Consider the following 19,547-nt stretch of genomic DNA (forward strand, 5'->3'; position numbering starts at 1 on the left):
CGGACTACCCGATGGAACCCCCTACTCCAAGTTTCAAGGTCCACGGGGAACTTTGTCCCCAAGAACATTGTACCCAATCCGTGTCCACCTGTGGTGGACGTGGGGGAGCTAAGCTCCCTTCGGTCGCATGTAGCTGCAAGGTACGCTTTGCGTGACCGCTGACCCATGTATCCCCGGTTTGGTCAGCCTGTGTCACGCGTTAGCGTATCTTGAGGGCTATCTTGGAAACCGGGGGATTATAGCTCCCCCACACCCCCTCTTTTCTCTAAACTGCCTTGCGCCACGATACGGGAGTATACACCCAAGCCCCCCTTGGGACAACGGGGAAAAGCTCTTTAGCTACCGCCCCAGGGTGAGAAGGGCCAGGAGGAAGCCCGCGCCGTAGCCCACCGCTAGGGCTAGCCGCAAGGCCTGGTGGGTAGTCTTGGGCGTGGGGGAGGGGGCAGAGGCGTTTAAGGCGTAGGCTCCCCGCTTACGCAGGCGCACCCCTAGCCTCAAGGCCAAGGCGGCCATGGGGAAGCCGGCATTGGGGGAAAGCGTCTTCCTGGCTTCCTGGAGGAGCCTGGGCCAGAGCCGGGGAGGGCAAAGGAGAAGGCCCGTGATCCGGGCCGGGACCAGGTTTAAAAGGTCGTCGGCCCGGGCGGCAAACGCTCCCCTCCTTCCGTGCTCGAGGTAGCCCCACATGGCATCGGCGGTGTTGGCGTACCGGTACAGGGCGGCTCCGGCCAGCCCCAAGAGGGCGTAATAGAGGAGAGGGGCGATGACGCTATCGGAAAGGTTCTCCCCAAGGCTTTCCAAGGCGGCTTCCCGAACCTCCTCTGGGGAAAGGTCTTCTGTGGGGCGGCTCACGATCCGGGCTAGGCGCCGCCGGGCTTCTGCAAGGGAATCCGGCCCCTGCAGAGGCCCATAGGACAGGGCTTCCTCCACCCTACCCACCTCCCAAAGGAGCATCCTCAAGCTGAAGAGGGGCTTGAGGAAAAGCCCCAGAAGAAGCCAGCCCCAGGCCAAGGGCCTGAGGATCAGGTCCAGGAAAAGGGCGGGGAGGGTGAAGAGGAGGGCCCCCAGGGTCCAGTAGAAGGCCCCCGTCCAGAAACCCCGCACCTGGGGCCAGGCCCAGGCCAGGTACCGGCCCATGAGGACCACGGGGTGGAACCGGGCAGGGGGTTCCCCAAAGAGGAAGTCCAAGAGAAGAGCCAGAAGGAGGCTCACGGGTTTGGAATCAAGCGGTCCAGGACCCGCTTAGGCCAGTCCAGAACCACGGCGCTTCCTGGCTGGACAAGGCCGTCCTCCCCTAAGGCCCTTAGGGCCGCCCGGATCACCCCTCCGTGGGTGAAGAGGACCGCAGGGGCCTTGATCGCCTCCAGGAAGCGGAGGACCCGCTCCTGGAAGGCCTCGAGGCTCTCCCCTCCTGGGGGGGCAAAGCCCTGGAAGCGCAGGAGGGCTTCCTGGTAGGCGGGGTCCAGCTCCTGCCAGAGGGCTCCTTCCAGAAGGCCGAAGTGGATTTCCCTTAAGGCGAAGACGGGTTGGGGCTGAAACCCCGCCAGTTCCGCCGTCCTTTGGGCCCGAAGCAGGTCGGAGCTGAAGGCGGGAAGCCCCGGCAGAACCCCTCGGAGGGCCTTGGCCTGGGCCTCCCCCAGGGGGGTGAGGGGGAGGTCGGTCCAGCCCAAGAGGCGGCCTTCCCGGTTCCAAAGGGTTTCCCCGTGGCGCACCAGCCATAGCTCCATGCCTCAGAGCTTATACTCCTGCCGTATGGGATACCAGGAGGTTCTGCAGGCGGCAAGGGAGCGCATGGAACGGCTCACCAAGCCCCCTAGGTCCCTGGGCCACCTGGAGGAGGTGGCGGTGCGGCTTGCTGCCATCCAGGGAAGGCTGAAACCGGAACTGGGCCTGGGGGCGGTGGTGGTGGCTGCTGCAGACCACGGGGTGGTGGCGGAAGGGGTTTCCGCCTACCCCCAGGAGGTCACCTACCAGATGGTGCTGAACTTCCTTCGGGGTGGGGCCGCCATCAACCAGCTGGCGCAGGTGGCAGGCGCCAGGGTGTACGTGTTGGACGTGGGGGTAAAGGGGGACCTGCCCCAGCACCCGGGGCTTCTAAAGCGCAAGGTGCGCCCGGGCACGGGGAATCTGGCCCGGGAGGCGGCCATGACCCTGGAGGAGGCGGAAAAGGCCCTTCTGGCGGGCCAGGAGGCAGCCCGCATTGCCATCGCTCAAGGGGCCACCCTTCTTGCGGCTGGGGATATGGGCATCGGCAACACCACGGCGGCCAGCGCCCTAACCGCCGCGCTTCTTGGCCTTTCCCCGGAAAGGGTGGTGGGCCCGGGCACCGGGGTGGGAGAGGAGGGCCTTAGGCGGAAACGGGAGGCGGTGGCCCAGGCCCTAAGCCGCCTGCGCCCCGGTGAGCATCCCCTGGAGGTGGCGGCGGAGGTGGGGGGTTTGGAGCTTGTGGCCATCGCCGGGGTCTACCTGGAGGGGTACCGTCAGGGTTTGCCCTTGGTTTTGGACGGTTTTCCCGTTTCCGCTGGGGCCCTTCTGGCCTACCGGTTGGAGCCAGGGCTTAAGGAGTACCTCTTCGCGGGCCACCTCTCCCGGGAGCCTGGGCACCGGTACATCCTCGAGGCCCTGGGCCTAAGGCCCCTCCTGGACCTCCACCTGGCCCTGGGGGAAGGGACGGGGGCAGTGCTGGCCATGCCCCTCCTCAGGGCTGCGGCCCGCATCCTGCACATGGCCACCTTTGAGGAGGCGGGGGTTTCCGACCGCCAGTAGTCCATGCGCCCCTTGCGCCTGGCCCTAGGCCTTCTCACCATCTTCCCCTTGGCTCCCAAGGAGGCCACCCCGGAGGATTTCCGAAGGAGTACCCTTTTCTTCCCCCTGGCGGGTTATGCCCTGGGGCTTCCCCTCATGCTCCTGTCCTTACTTCCCCTTCCCGATGGGCTTTTGGCTGCCCTGCTTCTGGCTTTCCTCCTGGGCCTTACGGGGTTTTTGCACCTGGATGGGCTTTTGGATCTGGCCGATGCCCTTTTGGGCGCAAGGCCCAAAGAGGAGCGGCTTCGCATCCTCAAGGATCCTCACCTGGGCCCCTTTGCCTTCGGGGTGGGAGGGGTTTACCTTCTTCTTCTTTGGCAGGCCTTGGCCTTGGCGAGGGAACCCCTTTTCCTCCTCCTCCTGCCCGGCTTTGCCCGCTTTGCCGTCCTCCCCTTTTTAAACCGCTACCCCCTCCTGCATTCGGGAATGGCGGGTCTCATCCGGGGAGGTCCCTGGGGAGGCGCTTTCCTTCTGGCCCTGCCCTTTCCCCTCCTTTACCCTTGGCCTGCCCTCCTGGTTTTCCTGGCCGCCTATGGGGTGGCCCGCTTGGCGGTGGCCCGCCTGGGGGGGCTAAACGGGGATGTCCTGGGGGCCATGATCGCCTTGGGGGAGCTTTCGGGACTGGTAGGCTATGCCTTATGGAAAGCCCTAAGCGGGTGAAGCCGTACGCCAGGCCCACGGAAAAGAGACGGGGCCTCCTTCTGGTCTACACCGGGGAGGGCAAGGGGAAAAGCACCGCCGCCTTTGGCCTGGCCCTTCGGGCCCATGGCCGGGGCCTGAAGGTGAGGATCTTCCAGTTCATCAAGCACCAGACGGCCCGCTTCGGGGAGCACCGGGCCTTTGCGACCCTGGGGATTCCCGTGGAGGGATTGGGGGATGGCTTCACTTGGAAAAGCCGCGACCTTTTGGCTTCGGCCCGGTTGGCCTACGAGGGATGGGGGCGGGCCAAGGAAGCCATCCTCTCCGGCGCTTACCATCTGGTGGTCCTGGACGAGGCCATCTACCCTTTGCGCTACGGCTGGATTCCTTTGGAGGAGTTCCTTGAGGTCTTAAGGGTGCGTCCCGAGCACGTGCACGTGGTGGTGACGGGGCGGGATGCTCCCGAGGAGCTTTTGCACCTAGCGGACACGGTCACGGAGATGCGCAAGGTGAAGCACGCCTTTGACCAGGGGATCCCGGCCCAGGCGGGAATGGAGCACTAAAGCCTTAGAGCCCGGCCCGCCACCAGGAGGTAGACCTCCTCTGCCTCCCGGGCGAAGAGGGCGTTCACCTCCCCCAAAAGGTCCCGGTAGCGGCGGGCCAAGGGATGGGCGGGAACGATCCCCATGCCCACCTCGTTGCTGACGGCGATGACCCGCTTGCCGCTATGGGGGAGGGCCTCGTTGCTTCGCGGAGCGAACAATGCCTCAAGGAACCGCTTGGCCTCCTCCAGGGGGTCCAGGCCCTTTTCCAGGAGGTTGGAGACCCATAGGGTCAGGCAGTCCACCACCACCGTGGGGTAGCGGGCCTTTGTTAAGGCTCCCGCCAGGTCCAAAGGCTCCTCCAGGATCTCCCAGGTGGGGGGGCGTTCGGCCCGGTGGCGGGCGATTCTTTCCGCCATTTCCTCATCCCGGGCCTCGGCGGTGGCGATGAGGGTGGCGAAGGGCCCCGCTAGGTTCTGGGCGTGGCGGCTTTTGCCGCTTTTCGCCCCACCCAGGAGAAGGACCAAGCCGGGGCGAGGGTCATGCGGATCGGGACTCCGGCTCGCTAAGGGGCCTTGTGGGGGATCCGGGCTTTGCGGCATGGAGGGCAGGGGTTTTGCCTTGCCAAAAAGCCCTAGGGCGCGGTGGAGGGCCTTCAGGTCCAGATGGCGCTCCAGGGCGTCCGCCAGTTCCTGCAAGGCCTCCTCGAGGCCTCTGGCCTCCCGGCCGAAGAGGGCCCGTTGCACCCCGGGGTTTTCCAGAAGGCCATGGAGCCAGGTGGCGAGGAGGGAGCCTTCCTGGTGCAGAAGGGGGAGGCCCTGGCCATGGTGGATCTCGTAGCCCTCCACCTGGAGGCCGTTTAAGCTACCCCAAAAGCCCGTCAGTCCCTCCAGTCTTACCCGCCGGCCGAAAACGGTCTTGGCCTTTTCCATGCGCACCTGGAAGGGAAGGAGGCCGAGGCCTGGGAAAAGGCCCCTCTTTTCCACTCCCTCCTCGTCCAAAATAGGCTCCGAGAGCATCTCCGCCCCGCCGCAGACCGCCAGCACCGGCTTGTTTTGGGCCAGGTGGTTTTGGATCAGGGACAGGAAGTCTCTAAGCCAAGGGAGGTCTTCGCTGGGGAGGCGGCTTCCCGGAAGGATGAGGAGCCAGGCCCCTTCCGCCTCCTTGGGGGTGCGGGCATGGACCAGGTGGGCGAGCTCGCTCAAGGGCCAAAACTCGTCCAGGTTGGAGGCATAGGGGTAGCGAAGGACGGCCACCTTGGGGCCCGGGCCAGGCCTAGGGCGATGGCGGAACCCATCTTCCTCGGGAAGCTCCAGCCCCAGCATGGGCAGGGTGCCCAGTACCGGGACCCCAGTCCAGTCCTGGAGGAGGCGGTAGGCGGGTTTTAGAAGTTCCAGATCCCCCCGGAACTTGTTGAGGATAAACCCCACCAGCCTTGGCCTGTGCTCCCCCAGAAGGGCCCAGGTGCCGTAGAGGGCGGCCAGGGAGCCACCTTGGTCCACATCCGCCACCAGGAGGGCCTTGGCCTTTGCCCACTCGGCCACCTTCAGGTTGGGGAGATCGGGCCAGAGATTCCGCTCCACGGGGCTTCCCGCCCCCTCGATCACCACCAGTTCGTAATCTTGAAGAAGCCCCGCCAAAGCTTCCTGCACCACGCCATCCAGGTGGGCCCGCCGCTCGGCCCAGGAAAGCCGCGAAAGTTCCGGGCTAACCTGGCCCAGGAGGATCACCTGGGAGGCCCGTTCCCCCATGGGTTTTAGGAGAACCGGGTTCATGCGGGGCTCGGGAGGGACACCCGCCGCCTGGGCCTGGACCCACTGGGCGCTGGCCATCTCGCCCCCCGCCACCGCCCGGGCGTGGTTGGACATGTTCTGGGCCTTGAAGGGAGCCACCCTAAGGCCCAGGCGGCGGAAATGCCGAAGGAGCCCGGCGGTGAGGAAGCTTTTCCCCACCCCGCTTCCCGTGCCCCAGATGACGAGCGCCTTGGCCTTCACCGGGAAACCCCTTTCGTCTTGGCCAGAACCTGGGCCAAAGCCTCCAGGAGGGCCCCTATGACTTCCTCCCGCCCGGCGGAAAGCCTTAGCCACTCCGGCAGGCCGAAGCTGGTGGCGTCCCGCACCCGGATGCCCTTCTCCCTGAGGGCCCTGGCCACCTCCGTGGCCCGGCCCACCCGTACCAGCAGGAAGTTGGCGGGACTTTCCCGCACCTCGAGGCCCAACTCCCTAAGCCCCTGGGCCAGAAGTCCCCTCAGGCGGTGAAGCTCTTTACGGGTGCTTTCCAGCCAGGCCTGGGCCCTGGGGTCCAGTTGCCTCTCCAAAAGCCCTTCCCCGTACACGGATACGGGCCAGGAGGGGGCCAGGTTCTGGAAAACCGTGAGGTCCAAGGGAGCCACCAGGTACCCGGCCCGCACCCCCGTAAGGCCGTGGGCCTTGTTGGGGCTATAGAGGAGCCAAGCCCCTTGGGGTAGGGAAGGGGGCGTTTCCATTAGGGGGAAGTAGGCCAGGTCCAGCACCAAGGCTCCTCCCGCCCGCCTCACCGCCTCCTCCAGGAAGGGGTAGACCTCCCCCGTGGGGTTATTGGGGAGGCAGAGGAAGGCTATGGAGCTTCGTGGCAAGAGCCTTAGGGCTAGGGTCCTTGGCCTGGATGTGCTCGAGGACCACGGGATTAGGCCCCAAGGCGTTGGCGTTGGTGGAGAAGTCGTATAAGGGCTCAGGGCCCCCGTCGGGACCTCCGTGGATGGGCCTCAGGACATCGTCCAACATGCCTCCATGTTAGGCTAGGGTTCAGGGCAGCGCCTTAGCCTGGACCACTGAGGTTCCGTGGGACCTTGGGCCATTGCTTGATGGTGAGCTGACAAAGCGCCCTTAGGGTGGGGGCATGAGGATTCTGGTGACCAACGACGACGGGATTTTCAGCCCAGGGCTCTGGTCTTTGGCGGAGGCGGCCAGCCGCTTCGGCGAGGTCTTTGTGGTGGCCCCCGACGTGGAGCAAAGCGGGGTCGGGCATGCCATCACCATTGCCCACCCCGTCCGGGCTTTTCCCCATCCGGCCCCCCTGCCGGGGCCCCATTTCCCCGCCTACCGGGTGCGGGGCACCCCGGCCGATTGCGTGGCCCTGGGCCTCCACCTCTTTGGCCCCGTGGACCTGGTCCTCTCCGGGATCAACCTGGGGAGCAACCTGGGCCACGAGATCTGGCACTCGGGTACGGTGGCCGCGGCCAAGCAGGGAAGGCTCTTTGGCCTCTCCGCCGCCGCCTTCAGCACCCCCATGAACGGGGCGGGCCCGGATTTCTCCGCATTGAGGCCCTGGGTGGAACGGGTGCTGGAAACCCTCCTGCGGCTGGAGCGACCCTTCCTGGTGAACGTGAACCTGCCCCACCGGCCCAAGGGCTTCCTCTGGACCCGGCAGTCGGTGCGGTCCTACGAGGGGGTGGTGGTGGAGGGTGAGGACCCCATGGGCCGCCCCCATTACTGGTTTGCCGCCAGGCCCCTAAAGGAGGCGGAGGAGGGAACGGACCGCTGGGCGGTGGAGCAGGGGTTCATCGCCGCCACCCCCCTTAGGCTGGACCTCACCGACGAGGCCAAGCTCCAGCCGGCTTTGGCCCACGATTAGCCCTATTCAGGTCCCGCCCGCCTTCTTTTCAGCTCTCGCAGGCCCGGCAGGAAAGGAGGAGGTCCCGGCTGTAAGCTTGGGCCGCACTGGCGCTGAACTGGTAGTAAAGGGCCTTGAGCCCGCCCCTCCAGGCGTGCAGGTACAGCTCGTTCACGTCCTTGGGCGGGGCCTCAGGGTGGATCACCAGGTTCAGGGACTGGCCCTGGTCGATGTACTTCTGCCGGGCGATGGCCAGGTTGACCAGGGTCTTTTGGGAAATCTCGGAAAAGGTCTTGAACACGTCCTTCTCCTCGTCGGAAAGGAAGTCTAGGTGCTGTACCGAGCCATTCCTCTCCAGGATGCTCCGCCACACTTTTTCCTCGTTCTTTCCCTTTGCTTGGAGAAGCTCCTCCAAAAAGGGACTCCTGAAGGCGATTCGGGCCTTTTGCAGGTCCTTGAGGTAGTAGTTGCTGGTGTAGGGCTCGATGGAGGGGGAAACCTGCCCCAGGATGAAGGAGCTGCTCTTGGTGGGGGCGATGGCCAGGAGGGTGGCGTTGCGCCTTTCCATGACCTCGGCCAGCTCGTCCTCAGGGTGCCGCTTCCTGAGCCAGCGGCTAGCTTCCTCCGCTTTCTCCCTTATGGTCTTGAACACCAGGCCGTTGAGGAAGATCGCCTCGGCGCTCTCCAGGGGTATCCCCTGGGACTGCAGGTAGCTGTGCCAGCCCAAGACCCCGATGCCGATGGCCCTATAGCGCTTGGCGAAGCGCACCGCCCGCTCCATGTAGGGGATGCCCTCCGCCTTCTCGATGAAGTCGTCCAGCACCGAATCCAGGAAGATGGTCAAGGTTTCCACGGCGTCGGTGTCCTTCCACTCGTCAAAGTGGAGGAGGTTTAAGGAGGAAAGGCAGCAGACAAAGCTTTCATCGGGTCCTGAGGGGAGCATGATCTCGGTGCACAGGTTGGAGGCGTGGATGGTTTTCCCCAACTTCTTGAAGATCTCCGGAGCCTGGCGGTTGGCGTTGTCCCGGAAGAAGAGGTAGGGGATGCCCACTTCGGCCCGGCTCTTCAGCACCTGGGCCCATCTTTCCCGCTTCCTTTTATCCCCTCCTATCATCTCCTCCATCCAGGCATCCCCCACGGTGACCCCAAAGAAGAGGGACTGGATCTCGCTCCCCTCCCGCTGGATCTTGAGCCACTCCTCAAAGTCGGGGTGCTCTATGGGGATGTAGGCGGCGCACTGCCCCCGGCGGGTGGAACCCTGGTTGAACACCTCGATCACCCGGTCGAAGAGAGAAGCAAAGGCGTAGGAACCATTGCTTTCCCCGTTGTCCCGGATGGGGGCTCCCCTGGGGCGAAGGGCCCCCAGGTAAACCGAGGTGCCCCCACCCTGTTTGCTCATCATGCCGATCTCCGCCACCGCCCTCAGGATGGAGGCGGTGTCGTCTTCCACGTAGGTGCCGTAGCAGGAGATGGGGAGACCCCGCTTGAGGCCGTAGTTGGCCCAGATGGGGGTGGCCAAGGAGTACCAACCCTTGGCCATGTACTCCTGGAACTTGCGGGAGAAGCCCTCGATGCGGGTCAGGGCCTCCGCCCGGTCGGCGATTTCCTTCACCCTCTTCTCCACCGTCACCCCAGGGAGAAGGTAGCCCCGGCTCATGTAGAGGCGGGTCCACTCGTTGGCCCAGTACCACGGTTTGTACTCCCTTTTGGTCTTTAGCATCCTCGTCCCCCTCTTTAGAACAGGCTGTCCGGGTCAAAGCTTTGCACCCTCCTGGCGTAGGCCACGCTCCTTTTGTTGAAGAAGTCCACTTCCTTGTCCGCCAAAAGCTCTAGGTCAAACCATGCCGTGTCCCTAAGCGCTTCCTCCTTAACAGTGAAGGGTGCGGGGAAGCCGTGGAGGGAAAGGGCTTGGTTGTACCGCCATTTCAGGAACTCCAAGACCTCATCCCGCCCCACCGCTTCCGTGTCCCCTTTGGCAAACATCCAGTCCAAGAGGGCTTCCTCCACCTGGAAGAAAGCCTGGACCCGCTTGAGGACCTCCTCGGTGAAGGAGGCATCAAAGAGGTCGGGGCGCTCTTCCTTTAGGATGCGAAGAAGCTCCACCCCGAATAGCCCATGCAGGTTTTCCTCCTTGCTGGTGGCCTCGATGGCATTGGAGATCCCCTTGAAGCGACCAAGGCGCTTGTTCAGGGCCATAAGCACGTAGAACTGGGAGAAAAGGGAGGCGTGTTCGGTGAAGGCGGAAAAGAGAAGGAGGCCTTTAGCGTACTCCCTGAGGTCCCCCTTTCCCGAGCGGGCCAAGACCTGGGAAAGCTCCTTTTGCCTATCCCTTAGGGCTGGCTCCTCGAGGGCCTGGGCGAAGCGCTCTTCCAGGGAGAGGAGGTCCAGGAGGTGGGCGTAGGCGTTGGCATGCCGCACCTCGCTTTCCGCAAAGGTCATGCCCACCTCGGCGATCTCGGGCTTGGGGAAAACCTCGTAGGCTTTGGCCCAGAAGAGCTTCACGGAAAGCTCCACCTGGGAGATGGCAAGAAGGGAGCGCTCCACCAACGAGCGCACCTCAGGATCCGCCAGGGCGTAGTCCTGGACGTCTGCCGCATAGCTGAACTCCGTGTGGAGCCAGTAGCTGTGCCGGATGGCGTCCCGGTAGGCCAGGAGCTTTGGGTACTGGTAGGGCCGGTAGTGGGGTCTAGGTTCGGTGAGCATGGCCACCTCCTGGGGATTTTCCACCTAGGGCTTGGCGAAGCCGCTTGGCGGCCTCCACCATGTTCCTGAGGTTCGAGATGGCCTCCTGGGGTTTACGGGTTTTTAGACCGCAGTCGGGGTTTACCCACAAGGAGGCCGGGGAAAAGAAGTTGAGATAGCCCTGGAGGCGGGTGAGCATCTCCTCCACCGTGGCTTCCTCTGGCGTGTGCACATCAAATACCCCGGGCCCGATCTCTAGGGGAAGGTCCTTAAGGCTTTGGAGGAAGGCTGGGTCCTGCCGGGCTCCTTCCACGCTCACCACGTCGGGGTCCATGGCCTCCAGGAAAGGCCTTAAGGCGGCGTAATCGGAGTAGCAGAGGTGCTGGTGCACCTGTACCTTGGGTTCCAGATCGCCCACCACCCGATGGAAGGCCTCCTGGGCAAGTTTTAGGTAGCTGGGCTGCTCTTCCCGCCTGAGGGGCATTTTTTCCAGAAGGGCTGGCTCGTCCACCTGGACAAAGCGGATTCCACGGGCGGCCAGGTCCCGCACCTCCTGCCTTAGGGCCTCGGCCAGGGCCATGACCGCCTCAGGGAAGCTAACCCCTTCCGGCAGGTAGCTCCAGGCGGCCAGGGTGATGGGGCCGGTTAGGATGGCCTTCACGGGCTTGGCGGTTAGGCTTTGGGCGTAGAGGGTTTCCCGAAGCACCAGGGGTTCTTGGCGCCGGGGAGGGGCAAAGAGGATGGGAGGGCGCCAGACCCGGCTTCCGTAGGAAAGGACGAAACCCTTCTGGGTGATGAAAAAGCCCTGTAGGCGTTCGGCGAAGAACTCCACCATGTCGCTTCGTTCGGGTTCCCCGTGGACCAGGACGTCCAGGCCCAGCTCCTCCTGCAACCGGATGTTTTCCTCGATGGCTTTTTTGATGTTCTCCCAGTAGGCGGCCTGGTCCAGCTCCCCTGAGCGCAGGCGCCTCCTAAGTTCCCTGAGCTTCCCCGTCTGGGGGAAGCTGCCGATGGTGGTGGTGGGGAAGGGGGGGAGGCCGAGGTCTTGCTGGGCCTGGCGCCGCACCTCCAGGGGGGGCCTAGGGGGAGGTGGGGGAGAAGGGTGGAGCTCCCAGGCGGGAGGCGGGGTGTACCAGGCCCTGGCGGCTTGGTATGCCCTTGAGGGCGAGGTGGCCGCCTCGAGGTGGCCTGCTGGGCCTTGCCCATCCGTCAAGAGCTCTTTGAGGAGGGAAAGTTCCTGTAGCCTTTCCACGGCAAAGGCAAGCCGGCCCTCGAGGGCCTTGGGCAAGGGCTCATCCACCCGCCAGGGCAGATGGAAAAGGGGTGCCTTAGGGGCCAGCCAGACCTCCTGCCCCTCTAGCAGGGGCAGGATCCCTCCTAGGGCCAGGAGATGGGTTCGCCACACGCCTTGCCCCTCCACCACCCCTAGGACCAGGGCCATTCCTGGGGGTAGCTTGGGCAGGGCTTCCCCTACCGGGAAGACCCCAAGGCCCCGCAAGGGAAGGTTGGCCAGGCTCCGAACCACCTCCGAAGCCGGGGGCAGGTAGTAGCTGAGAAGGACCAACGGTACCCTCTTTGCCAAGGCGGCATAGGCTTTCAGGAGGTGGGGTAGGTCCCGTTCCACCCCATCCAACCCCAGGGCCGGTTCTTGGAGGAGGAAGAGGGTGCCGGCAAAAGGCTCAAGAAGCTCCGCATAGGCCTCCACCAGGGCCTCGAGGTGGTCCTCCACCCTCTCGGGGGGGTTTTGCGCCAGGCGCAGAAGGGTGTAGGGACCGAGCAGGGTGGGAAGGCCTTCCGCCGAGCCTGGGGTTTTTTGGCCAACAGGATAGGGGAAAAAGCCCCGCCTGGGGGTGTAGCGGGGTTTTTCCGGAAGCCGGGGGACCAGGTAGTGGTAGTTGGTGCCAAACCACTTCCTAAGGGGAAGGGCCCCCTTGCCCCGGGCCAGGGCGTAATAGCCTTCCAGGTCAAAAGGTTCCACGGGGTAGACCCCAAGGGCCACCGCCAGGTCCAGCATGGGGTCGTACAGGCTGAGCTCCCCTGCTGGATAAAGGTCCACGTGTTCCCGATAGGTGGCCATCCTGAGACCCTCGAGGTCCTCGAGGGCCTGGAGGAACTCCTCCCTCGGCAAGGAGCCCTGCCAGTAGGCTTCCAGAAGCCGCTTGTACTCCCGGTTAGGGCCCAGCCGGGGAAGGCCAAAAGCCAGGGTCCGGATGTTGCCTTCTAAAGACGCATGGAATTTTTCCCGCATCGCTTACCTCAACTTTCCCATGACCAGGGTAGGGTGGCCCACTGGGAGTTAGGAAAGAGGGGGAACGGAAACCGGCCGCCCCACCTCGTCCACCGCCACCAGCACAAATCCGCCCTTAGCTGCCAGGTAGGGTTCCCTACCCACCTCTATGGGCTCCACCCACATCTCCACCTCCACCCGCATGGAGGTGCGGCCCACCTCTATTACCCGGGCTACAAGCTCCACGATGGAGCCCAGGGGCACGGGGCGCTTGAAGTCCACCGCATCCGAGTGCACCGTCACCACCTTGCGCCTGGCGTGGCGGGTTGCGGCCACGAAGGCTGCCTGGTCCATCCAGGCCATGGCGGTGCCGCCAAAAAGGGTCCCGTAATGGTTGGTTTCCCCAGGGAAAACCGGGTAGACCATGCGCGTTTCCTTCACCACGGACCTCCAGGGCCGTCTTTGGGCCCGTAAAAGCTAAATCATCCCTTCTACCTGCCCAAGGGGAGTAACCCCGTGCTGGGCAAGAACTTGCCTAAGGTCGCCTGGCCCAAGGTCCTTGGGCCACCGGGTTTTGGGGGGTTAGGAGTCTAAGGTCCCACAGGCATCACCACCTTCACCCTTGCCTCGAGGGCTACGGGGTAAGGCCGCGAAGCGGGTACTCGGGCTTCCGGACAGAGCCGGTTACCGTTGCGGGACAGCGCCGGACTTGCACCGGACTTCCCCCACCGCCTGGTGGCGTCCAGGCCTGTCGGCCTGGCATCGCGGCCAAGACACCCTAAGTCTTGGGTGTCTTACCAGTGAAGCTACCATATCTTGAATCCCAGGTCAATAGGCCTAGGCTTCCCCTTTTGGGAATCGGGGATTTGTCCGAGGAGCCCTGGTGGGACGTGCCTCGGAGCCAAAATATAACAGGCCGCCTAAGGTGGCGGCCTGAAGGAAGGAGCATCTGCCAAGTTTCCTGCCCCGAGAGCGTTTAAGGGGTTCAGGGGAGCATGGCCCTAGGCCCAGATGTCCTCGGGGTGAGCCATGCCCACGGGGCGGGCCTTGAGAACCTCGAGGGCCTCTTCCTCGGACATAACCGGGTTCTGGTAGCGAATGCCCAAGGCTTCGCCCATCAGCCGGAAGACATGGGTGTTGTCCAAGAGGCCCAGAGGGAGGAAGCGGAGGCCCTGGCCGTAAAGGGCCAGCATCACCGGGCTTGCCGTGTGCTGGCCGGAGTTCCAGCCGATGTTGGGCCGGTCAGGCTTCTTGGCGTCCTTCTGCACCATGGCCCAGGAAAGGGTGTTGCTGGGCTGGACGCCGTAGCGCACCCCATCGGGGCGGTGGACCTTCTTGGTGATGGCCTCCACCACCATCTGGGCTTCGGCGTCCTCCAAGGTCACGCCCTTCATGGTCCGGAAGGCTTCCTTTACCTGGCTGGGGTCGGGGTTGTTCCCTAGGACACGCAGCATGTGCTCAAAGCTGGCCTTCTGGCCTTCCAGGAGGTCCAGGCCCACGCTGCTTTCCAGGTAGCTTCTGCCCGTTCCGTACAGGGCCCCCGTGCCCGTGGCGTGGTCGGATACCAAGATGAGGAGGGTGTCGGGGTTCCGGTCCGCGAAGGCGGTGAGGAGTTCCAGGGTTTCGTCGGCCGCCAGCACATCCCACAAGGTGGCGGCGGGATCGTTGAGGTGGTTGGCGTGGTCAATGCGCCCGGCTTCCACCTGGAGGACAAACCCATTGCGGTAGGCGGCCAAGCGGGCCAAGGCGGCCTGCACCATCTCCTTGAGGCTCGGTACCTTCACCCCCTGGAAGCGGCGGTCCACCTCGTAGGGCACGTGGCCGTCAGAGAAGATGCCAAGGAGCTTGCTGGCGTTGGAGCGGGCCAGCTCCTCGGGAGTGCGGACCACTCCGTAGCCTGCCTGAGCGAAGGCGGCATACATGTCCTTCTTGTCCTTGCGCTTCTCGGGGTTGAAGAAGCGATCCCCGCCCCCCAGGTAGACCTCGGCCCCAAACTCCAGATACTGGCCCGCGATCCTCTCCTCGGCGTTGCGGTCGGGATTGGAAATCACGAAGCTGGCGGGGGTGGCATGGGTTGCGGTGGTGGTGGTCACCAGCCCCACAGCCTTCCCCATCTCCTTGGCTGCGGCAAAGAAGGGCTTTAAGGGGGTGCCGTCGGCATGTACCGCTAGACCGCCATTGACCGTCTTGACCCCGCAGGAGAAGGCGTTGCCGGCAGCGCTGGATTCGGTGACGTAGCTGGTGAGGCTATAGGTGTTGATGAGCCCGTTAGGGTAGCGGGCCAGGAGCCTTTCCAGGGTAAGGACCCGCCCCTGGCGCCTGCGGGCGTAGGCCTGGGCGATGGCGTAGTCTTCCCAAGAGAAACCATCATAGACGAAAACAATGAGGTTCCGGTACCTCCGGCCGAGGCTGGGAACGTTCTGGGGTGCTCCCTGGGCTCCACCCTTGGGGAGAAGGACCAAGGCTCCTGCCGCCAAACCGCCTTTGAGGATATCCCTTCGCTTCATGGCTCACCTCCAAGAGTAGGCTAGGCACCCTGTGTCATAGCCGGATCAAGGGTTAGAGAAAAGTGGGGGTGTGGGGGAGCTATAATCCCCCGGTTTCCAAGATAGCCCTCAAGATACGCTAACGCGTGACACAGGCTGACCAAACCGGGGATTGCGGCCGCACGCGGCCGCATAGCTCCCCCACGTCCACCACAGGTGGACACGGATTTGGTACTGTGTAGAAGAAGCCAGCCATGCGCAAAGCCTTCAAATACCGCCTGTACCCCACCCAGCCCCAACAAAAAGACCTGGAGCGCACCCTCTCGCTGTGCCGCCACCTCTACAACGCGGCCTTGCAGGAGCGTAGGGATGCTTACAAGAAGGCCGGGAAAAGTGTCGGCCTCTACCAACAGAAGAGGTACCTGCCCCAGATACGAGAGGAACTGCCCCAGTACAAAAGGGTCCACTCCCAGGTGCTCCAGGATGTTCTTCACCGGGTGGACAAAGCCTTCCAAGGCTTCTTCCAGAGGCTCAAGGCCAAGAAGGGTAAGGCAGGCTACCCCCGCTTCAAGGGGAAGGGGCGCTACGACTCCTTTACCTTCCCCCAGGCCGGGACTACCGGGGTCAAGCTCCAGGATGGGGAAAGGCGTGTACTCCTCAAGGTGTTTCCCTGACGGGAAAGCAGCCACGGGATTGGCTCCGTCAAGGTCAAGCTCCACCGCCCTTTGGAAGGGAAGATCAAGACGGCGACGGTTAAGCGGGAAGGCGAGCATTGGTACATCATCTTCATCACCGAGGTGGACCCCAAGCCTTTGCCTCCAAGCGAGGAGGCCATCGGCATAGACCTGGGCACCAACCCCCACTTCCTCGTTACCTCGGAAGGGGAGATGGTAGAGGCCCCTCGGTACTTCCAGAAGGCGCAGGCTAAACTCGCCACCGCCCAGCGCAGCCTTGCCCGGAAAAAGCGGGGCAGTAACCGCCGCCGTCAGGCCAGAAGGCGGGTAGCCAGACTGCACCGCAAGATCGCCAACCAGCGCAGGGACTTCCACCACAAGGTAGCCAGGAAGCTGGTAAACCGCTACGGAACCATCGTCCACGAAGACCTGAACCTTCAAGCCCTTTCCCGCTCCCATATAGCCAAGGGCGTACAGGATGCGGGCTGGGCCCAGTTTCTCGCAATCCTCGCCTACAAAGCGGAAGAAGCTGGTAGGCGAGTCATCAAGGTAGACCCCAAGTACACCAGCCAGGACTGCCCGGTGTGCGGCCATAGGGAGAAGAAGCCTCTCTGGGTGCGGGCGTACACCTGTCCCCAGTGTGGGGCGCTTCTCCACCGGGATGTGGCCGCCGCTCAAAACATCCTGGCAAAGGCCTGGACGGGGCCTTCGGGGGAAACCCCGCGTGCTTTCCCGCAGGGAAACACCCCGAGAAGCCCTGGACTTTAGTCCGGGGAGTCGTCACTATGGTACCCATGACCGACAAGAGCCTCGGCCGTTTTTACGCTTTGGCCCAGGAGTTCTGGTCCCAGCTTCCTCCTCAGGCTCGCTTCCGCCCCCTCGAGGACGCCAAGACCTTTGCCCGCCACAAGGAGGCCATGAGGTCTTGGGTGGACGCCGTGGTCCAGGGCTTCTACGACACCCTCTTCGCCCACCCCGCCACCCGGGCCATCTTCCGGGAAGGGGAGAGGCCAGCCCGGGAGAAGACCCTAAGGGACTGGTACCTGCGCACCGTGGAGGGCCCCTTCAACGGGCAGTATTTCGCCTGGCAGACCCTGGTGGGTCTGGTGCACGTGCGCCGGGGGGTGACCAACGCCATGATGGCCGCCATGTGGAACTGGGTGGTGGATACCGTCTCCCGCCTGGCCCGGGAGCACCTTTCCCAGGAGGAAGCCCAGGTCCTGGCGGATGCCTGGCGCCGGCTGGGCTTTACCGTAATGGCCTTGATCTCCGAAGGCTATCTCCACGCCTACCTCGAGGCCCTGGCCCAGGCGGAAGGAGTGGAGGTGGGGATGTTTCTGCAAAGGGCCCAGGAAGAAGGGGCCCGAATGCTAAGAAACCTTTCCCCAAGCTAAAGCCATGCTTAGCCTTCCCCGGCTGGTCCTGGGAGCCCCCCATTCGGGGGCAGGGAAGACCACGGTGGCCCTAGCCCTTCTTTTGGCCCTGAGGGAACGGGGCCTGAAGGTGCAACCCTTCAAGGTGGGGCCCGACTACGTGGATCCCACCCACCTCGAGGCCGCTTCGAGGCGCAGGGTGTACAATCTAGACGGCTTTTTCCTGGACCCCTCGGGGCTCCTTTCCCTCTTCCAGCACGGGGCTAAGGGGGCGGACCTGGCCTTGGTGGAGGGAGTGATGGGTCTATTCGATGGCAAAGACCCCTTGGGAAAGGAGGGCTCCACCGCCCAGGTAGCCAGGCTCTTGCGGGCTCCCGTGGTCCTGGTGGTGGATGCCTCCGCCATGGCGGGCTCCATCGCCCCTTTGGTCCAGGGTTTTCGCACCTTTGACCCCGCGGTCCAGGTGGTGGGGGTCTTTGCCAACCGGGTGGGCTCGGCCCGTCACGCGGAGCTTTTGCGGGAGGCCCTGTCCCAGGTGGGCCTGCCCCTTTTGGGCTGGCTTCCACAGGATCCTAGTTTGGAAGTCCCCGAGCGCCACCTGGGCCTGGTGCTGGCGGGGGAGGTGCGGCCGCCCCTCGAGGCCCTGGCCCGGGCTCTCCAGGTGGATCTTGAAGGAATCCTGCGCCTGGCTGCCGCTGCCCCGCCCCTGCCCGAGGCCTTGCCCTTCCTTCCCGATAGGAGGCCTCCCCGGGTCCGGGTGGCCTACGCGTGGGATAAGGCCTTCCGCTTCTACTACCCTGAGGCCCTGGAGCTTTTGGAGGCCCTGGGGGCTGAACTTGTTCCCTTTAGCCCTTTAGAGGACCCGGCTTTGCCCGAGGCCCAGGCCCTTCTCCTGGGGGGCGGTTACCCCGAGCTCTACGCCCGGGAGCTTGCGGAAAACCGGGCCATAAGGGAGGCTATCCGCCGTTTTCCCGGCCCCATCGTGGCCGAGTGCGGGGGGTACATGTACCTCTCCCAGGGGCTTTGGGTGGAGGGAAACGTTTTCCCCATGGTGGGCTTGGTTCCCGGGGAAGCCCGTATGGCCCAGCATCCGGTGCTGGGCTACCGGGAGGTGGAGGCCTTAAGGGATAACCCCTGGGCGCGAAGGGGGGAGGTGGTTAAGGGGCACGAGTTCCACTATGCCCGGATGGAGCCTTCTCCGATGGCTGCTTGGCGGCGGCTGGATACGGGGGAGAGGGAGGGCTATACGGATGGGCGGGTGCTGGGGAGTTTTGTCCACCTGTACCTGCCGGCCTGGCCTCGAGGGGTTGCGCGCTTTTTGCAGTTTGCAGAAGGTTAGCGGAGAGGGAGGGCACAAGCGTGGTGAATCGTGAATCAAAGCACAAGAAGCCGCCACACTCAGCATAGGGTACCCCAACGCACAAAACAACCCCCGCAAAACGGTACGGCCTACGAACGGAGCCAAGCAGGATGGCATCAGAAGCCTTCCCTCAGAACCGGGAGGAGTTCGGGCCGCACCAGCTCGAGGGGTGGCGTCTTGCCCTCCCTCAGGAGGGCTCGTACCTTGGTCATACTGATGCTTAGCCGCTTTTCCCGGTGCCCTTCTGGACAGGTTCTCTCCGAGGCCATACCCCCACAGACGGGGCAGTGGAAGACAGCCCCCACCTTTATGATCTCGATCCCCAAGGGGGGAAGCTGGTCAAAGATGCGGTGGGCTGCGTAAGGATCGTAAAAATCTCCTACCCCTGCATGATCCCGGCCCACCAGGAAGTGGGTGGCCCCGAAGTTCTTGCGCACAAGGGCGTGGAATACCGCTTCCCGGGGGCCGGCGTAGCGCATCGGGGTGGCAAGGCCAAACAGGGCCACCCGTTCCCGGGGCAAAAAGCCTTCTATGAGGGCTTGGTAAGCCTTAACGATGACCTCTGTGGGGAAGTCGTCCTCTTTCTTGGCACCCAGGATGGGATGGACTAGAACTCCATCGGCCAGCTCCAGTCCCAACCGGATTAGGTACTCGTGGGCCCGATGGGGGGCGTTGCGGGTTTGAAAGGCCACCACCCTCTTCCAGCCCTTTTCCCGGAAGAAGGCCCGCATCTCCTCAGGGGTCTTCTCCAGCTGTGCAGACCGGGGTCTCCAGGCCAGCACCTCCACCCGCCCCCCAAGGGCGTAGGGCCCCTTGGCGAGGAGCTTCCTCACCCCGGGGTGGGCCTCGCTTTCCGTACCGAACACCTGGCGGGCCAGGGCCTTGAGGTCCAGCTCGTAGGCGTCCTCCACTTCCAGCACCGCCACCGGCTTTGCTTCGTGCACCAGGGCTACCTGGTCCCCTTTTCCCACCTGGGGCTTTTCTCGAAGTTGGAGGAGGATGGGGATGGTCCAAGTATCTCCTGAGGGAAGCCGCATTTCGTAGGCCACAGACTGCGCCTCCTCCCGGGTCATAAAGCCCCGCAGGGGATGGAAAGCCCCCGTAACGAGGTTTTCCAAGTCCAGCCTTTCGTCCTCACTAATTTCCACTTGGGGCAGGGTTCCCACCATCT

The 19,547-nt window shown here is 64.0% G+C and carries 17 protein-coding genes, 1 pseudogene and 1 riboswitch; of the genes and pseudogenes, 8 read left to right on the forward strand and 10 right to left on the reverse strand.

What is annotated here, in order from left to right:
• Positions 1–339: 339 nt before the first annotated feature.
• Positions 340–1,209, reverse strand: coding sequence for an adenosylcobinamide-phosphate synthase CbiB (cbiB, locus tag F604_RS0106240; protein ID WP_019550888.1), 870 nt, complete (start codon positions 1,207–1,209; stop codon positions 340–342).
• Complete coding sequence (locus F604_RS0106245; RefSeq protein ID WP_019550889.1) at positions 1,206–1,724, reverse strand: histidine phosphatase family protein; 519 nt, start codon at positions 1,722–1,724, stop codon at positions 1,206–1,208. The genes cbiB and F604_RS0106245 overlap by 4 nt, the downstream gene beginning before the upstream one ends.
• A gap of 25 nt (positions 1,725–1,749) precedes the next feature.
• Here F604_RS0106245 and cobT point away from each other — a divergent pair, with 25 nt between their 5' ends.
• Genes cobT through cobO form a run of 3 tightly spaced genes read left to right on the forward strand, consistent with a single transcriptional unit; the run spans position 1,750 to position 4,004 of the window.
• The gene (cobT, locus tag F604_RS0106250) at positions 1,750–2,763 is read left to right on the forward strand and encodes a nicotinate-nucleotide--dimethylbenzimidazole phosphoribosyltransferase (RefSeq protein WP_019550890.1); all 1,014 of its coding nucleotides are present in this window, start codon (positions 1,750–1,752) and stop codon (positions 2,761–2,763) included.
• A gap of 3 nt (positions 2,764–2,766) precedes the next feature.
• Complete coding sequence (locus tag F604_RS0106255; protein WP_019550891.1) at positions 2,767–3,462, forward strand: adenosylcobinamide-GDP ribazoletransferase; 696 nt, start codon at positions 2,767–2,769, stop codon at positions 3,460–3,462.
• A complete protein-coding gene (gene cobO / locus F604_RS0106260) occupies positions 3,441–4,004 on the forward strand; it encodes a cob(I)yrinic acid a,c-diamide adenosyltransferase (protein WP_019550892.1) in 564 nt (187 codons plus the stop codon). Before F604_RS0106255 ends, cobO begins: the two co-directional genes overlap by 22 nt.
• Here cobO and F604_RS0106265 read toward each other — a convergent pair.
• Complete coding sequence (locus tag F604_RS0106265) at positions 4,001–5,977, reverse strand: cobyric acid synthase (RefSeq protein ID WP_019550893.1); 1,977 nt, start codon at positions 5,975–5,977, stop codon at positions 4,001–4,003. The two genes, cobO and F604_RS0106265, sit on opposite strands and share 4 nt — an antisense overlap.
• Positions 5,974–6,745 (reverse strand): annotated as a pseudogene (locus F604_RS11980) (aminotransferase class I/II-fold pyridoxal phosphate-dependent enzyme). Before F604_RS11980 ends, F604_RS0106265 begins: the two are co-directional and overlap by 4 nt.
• 115 nt (positions 6,746–6,860) lie before the next feature.
• Here F604_RS11980 and surE point away from each other — a divergent pair.
• Positions 6,861–7,595: a 5'/3'-nucleotidase SurE gene (gene surE / locus F604_RS0106275; protein ID WP_019550894.1), complete on the forward strand. Its 735-nt coding sequence runs from the start codon at positions 6,861–6,863 to the stop codon at positions 7,593–7,595.
• 28 nt (positions 7,596–7,623) lie between these two features.
• Here the strand turns inward: surE and F604_RS0106280 are convergent, their stop codons facing one another.
• The 5 genes from F604_RS0106280 to F604_RS0106300 all read right to left on the reverse strand — a co-directional run bounded on the left by F604_RS0106280 (position 7,624) and on the right by F604_RS0106300 (position 14,990).
• The gene (locus F604_RS0106280; RefSeq protein WP_019550895.1) at positions 7,624–9,294 is read right to left on the reverse strand and encodes a ribonucleoside-diphosphate reductase subunit alpha; all 1,671 of its coding nucleotides are present in this window, start codon (positions 9,292–9,294) and stop codon (positions 7,624–7,626) included.
• 14 nt (positions 9,295–9,308) lie between these two features.
• Positions 9,309–10,277 carry a ribonucleotide-diphosphate reductase subunit beta gene (locus F604_RS0106285; RefSeq protein ID WP_026329022.1) on the reverse strand — a complete coding sequence of 323 codons (969 nt, stop codon included), beginning with the start codon at positions 10,275–10,277 and terminating at the stop codon, positions 9,309–9,311.
• Complete coding sequence (gene metE, locus F604_RS0106290) at positions 10,261–12,504, reverse strand: 5-methyltetrahydropteroyltriglutamate--homocysteine S-methyltransferase (RefSeq protein WP_019550897.1); 2,244 nt, start codon at positions 12,502–12,504, stop codon at positions 10,261–10,263. The genes F604_RS0106285 and metE overlap by 17 nt, the downstream gene beginning before the upstream one ends.
• A gap of 48 nt (positions 12,505–12,552) precedes the next feature.
• Positions 12,553–12,909 carry an acyl-CoA thioesterase gene (locus F604_RS0106295; protein WP_038031025.1) on the reverse strand — a complete coding sequence of 119 codons (357 nt, stop codon included), beginning with the start codon at positions 12,907–12,909 and terminating at the stop codon, positions 12,553–12,555.
• Positions 12,910–13,119: 210 nt separating this feature from the next.
• Positions 13,120–13,263: riboswitch (cobalamin riboswitch) on the reverse strand.
• A 221-nt stretch (positions 13,264–13,484) separates the two neighbouring features.
• Positions 13,485–14,990, reverse strand: a complete 1,506-nt coding sequence (locus F604_RS0106300; protein ID WP_019550899.1) for an alkaline phosphatase — start codon at positions 14,988–14,990, stop codon at positions 13,485–13,487.
• Positions 14,991–15,223: 233 nt separating this feature from the next.
• On the opposite strand from F604_RS0106300, the gene F604_RS13240 reads away from it, so the two are divergent.
• Genes F604_RS13240 through F604_RS0106315 form a run of 4 tightly spaced genes read left to right on the forward strand, consistent with a single transcriptional unit; the run spans position 15,224 to position 18,355 of the window.
• Complete coding sequence (locus F604_RS13240) at positions 15,224–15,643, forward strand: RNA-guided endonuclease InsQ/TnpB family protein (RefSeq protein ID WP_019550900.1); 420 nt, start codon at positions 15,224–15,226, stop codon at positions 15,641–15,643.
• Positions 15,644–15,694: 51 nt separating this feature from the next.
• Positions 15,695–16,411 carry an RNA-guided endonuclease InsQ/TnpB family protein gene (locus tag F604_RS13245; protein WP_019550901.1) on the forward strand — a complete coding sequence of 239 codons (717 nt, stop codon included), beginning with the start codon at positions 15,695–15,697 and terminating at the stop codon, positions 16,409–16,411.
• A gap of 26 nt (positions 16,412–16,437) precedes the next feature.
• Positions 16,438–17,037, forward strand: a complete 600-nt coding sequence (locus F604_RS0106310; protein WP_026329024.1) for a protoglobin domain-containing protein — start codon at positions 16,438–16,440, stop codon at positions 17,035–17,037.
• Positions 17,038–17,041: 4 nt separating this feature from the next.
• Positions 17,042–18,355 (forward strand): cobyrinic acid a,c-diamide synthase CobB, encoded by a 1,314-nt coding sequence (locus F604_RS0106315; RefSeq protein WP_019550903.1) that lies wholly within the window; start codon positions 17,042–17,044, stop codon positions 18,353–18,355.
• A gap of 137 nt (positions 18,356–18,492) precedes the next feature.
• On the opposite strand, the gene sat is transcribed toward F604_RS0106315, so the two are convergent.
• Positions 18,493–19,545, reverse strand: a complete 1,053-nt coding sequence (sat, locus tag F604_RS0106320; protein ID WP_019550904.1) for a sulfate adenylyltransferase — start codon at positions 19,543–19,545, stop codon at positions 18,493–18,495.
• Between the last annotated feature and the right edge of the window lie 2 nt (positions 19,546–19,547).

It is taken from the genome of Thermus scotoductus DSM 8553 (assembly GCF_000381045.1).
Classification (GTDB): domain Bacteria; phylum Deinococcota; class Deinococci; order Deinococcales; family Thermaceae; genus Thermus; species Thermus scotoductus.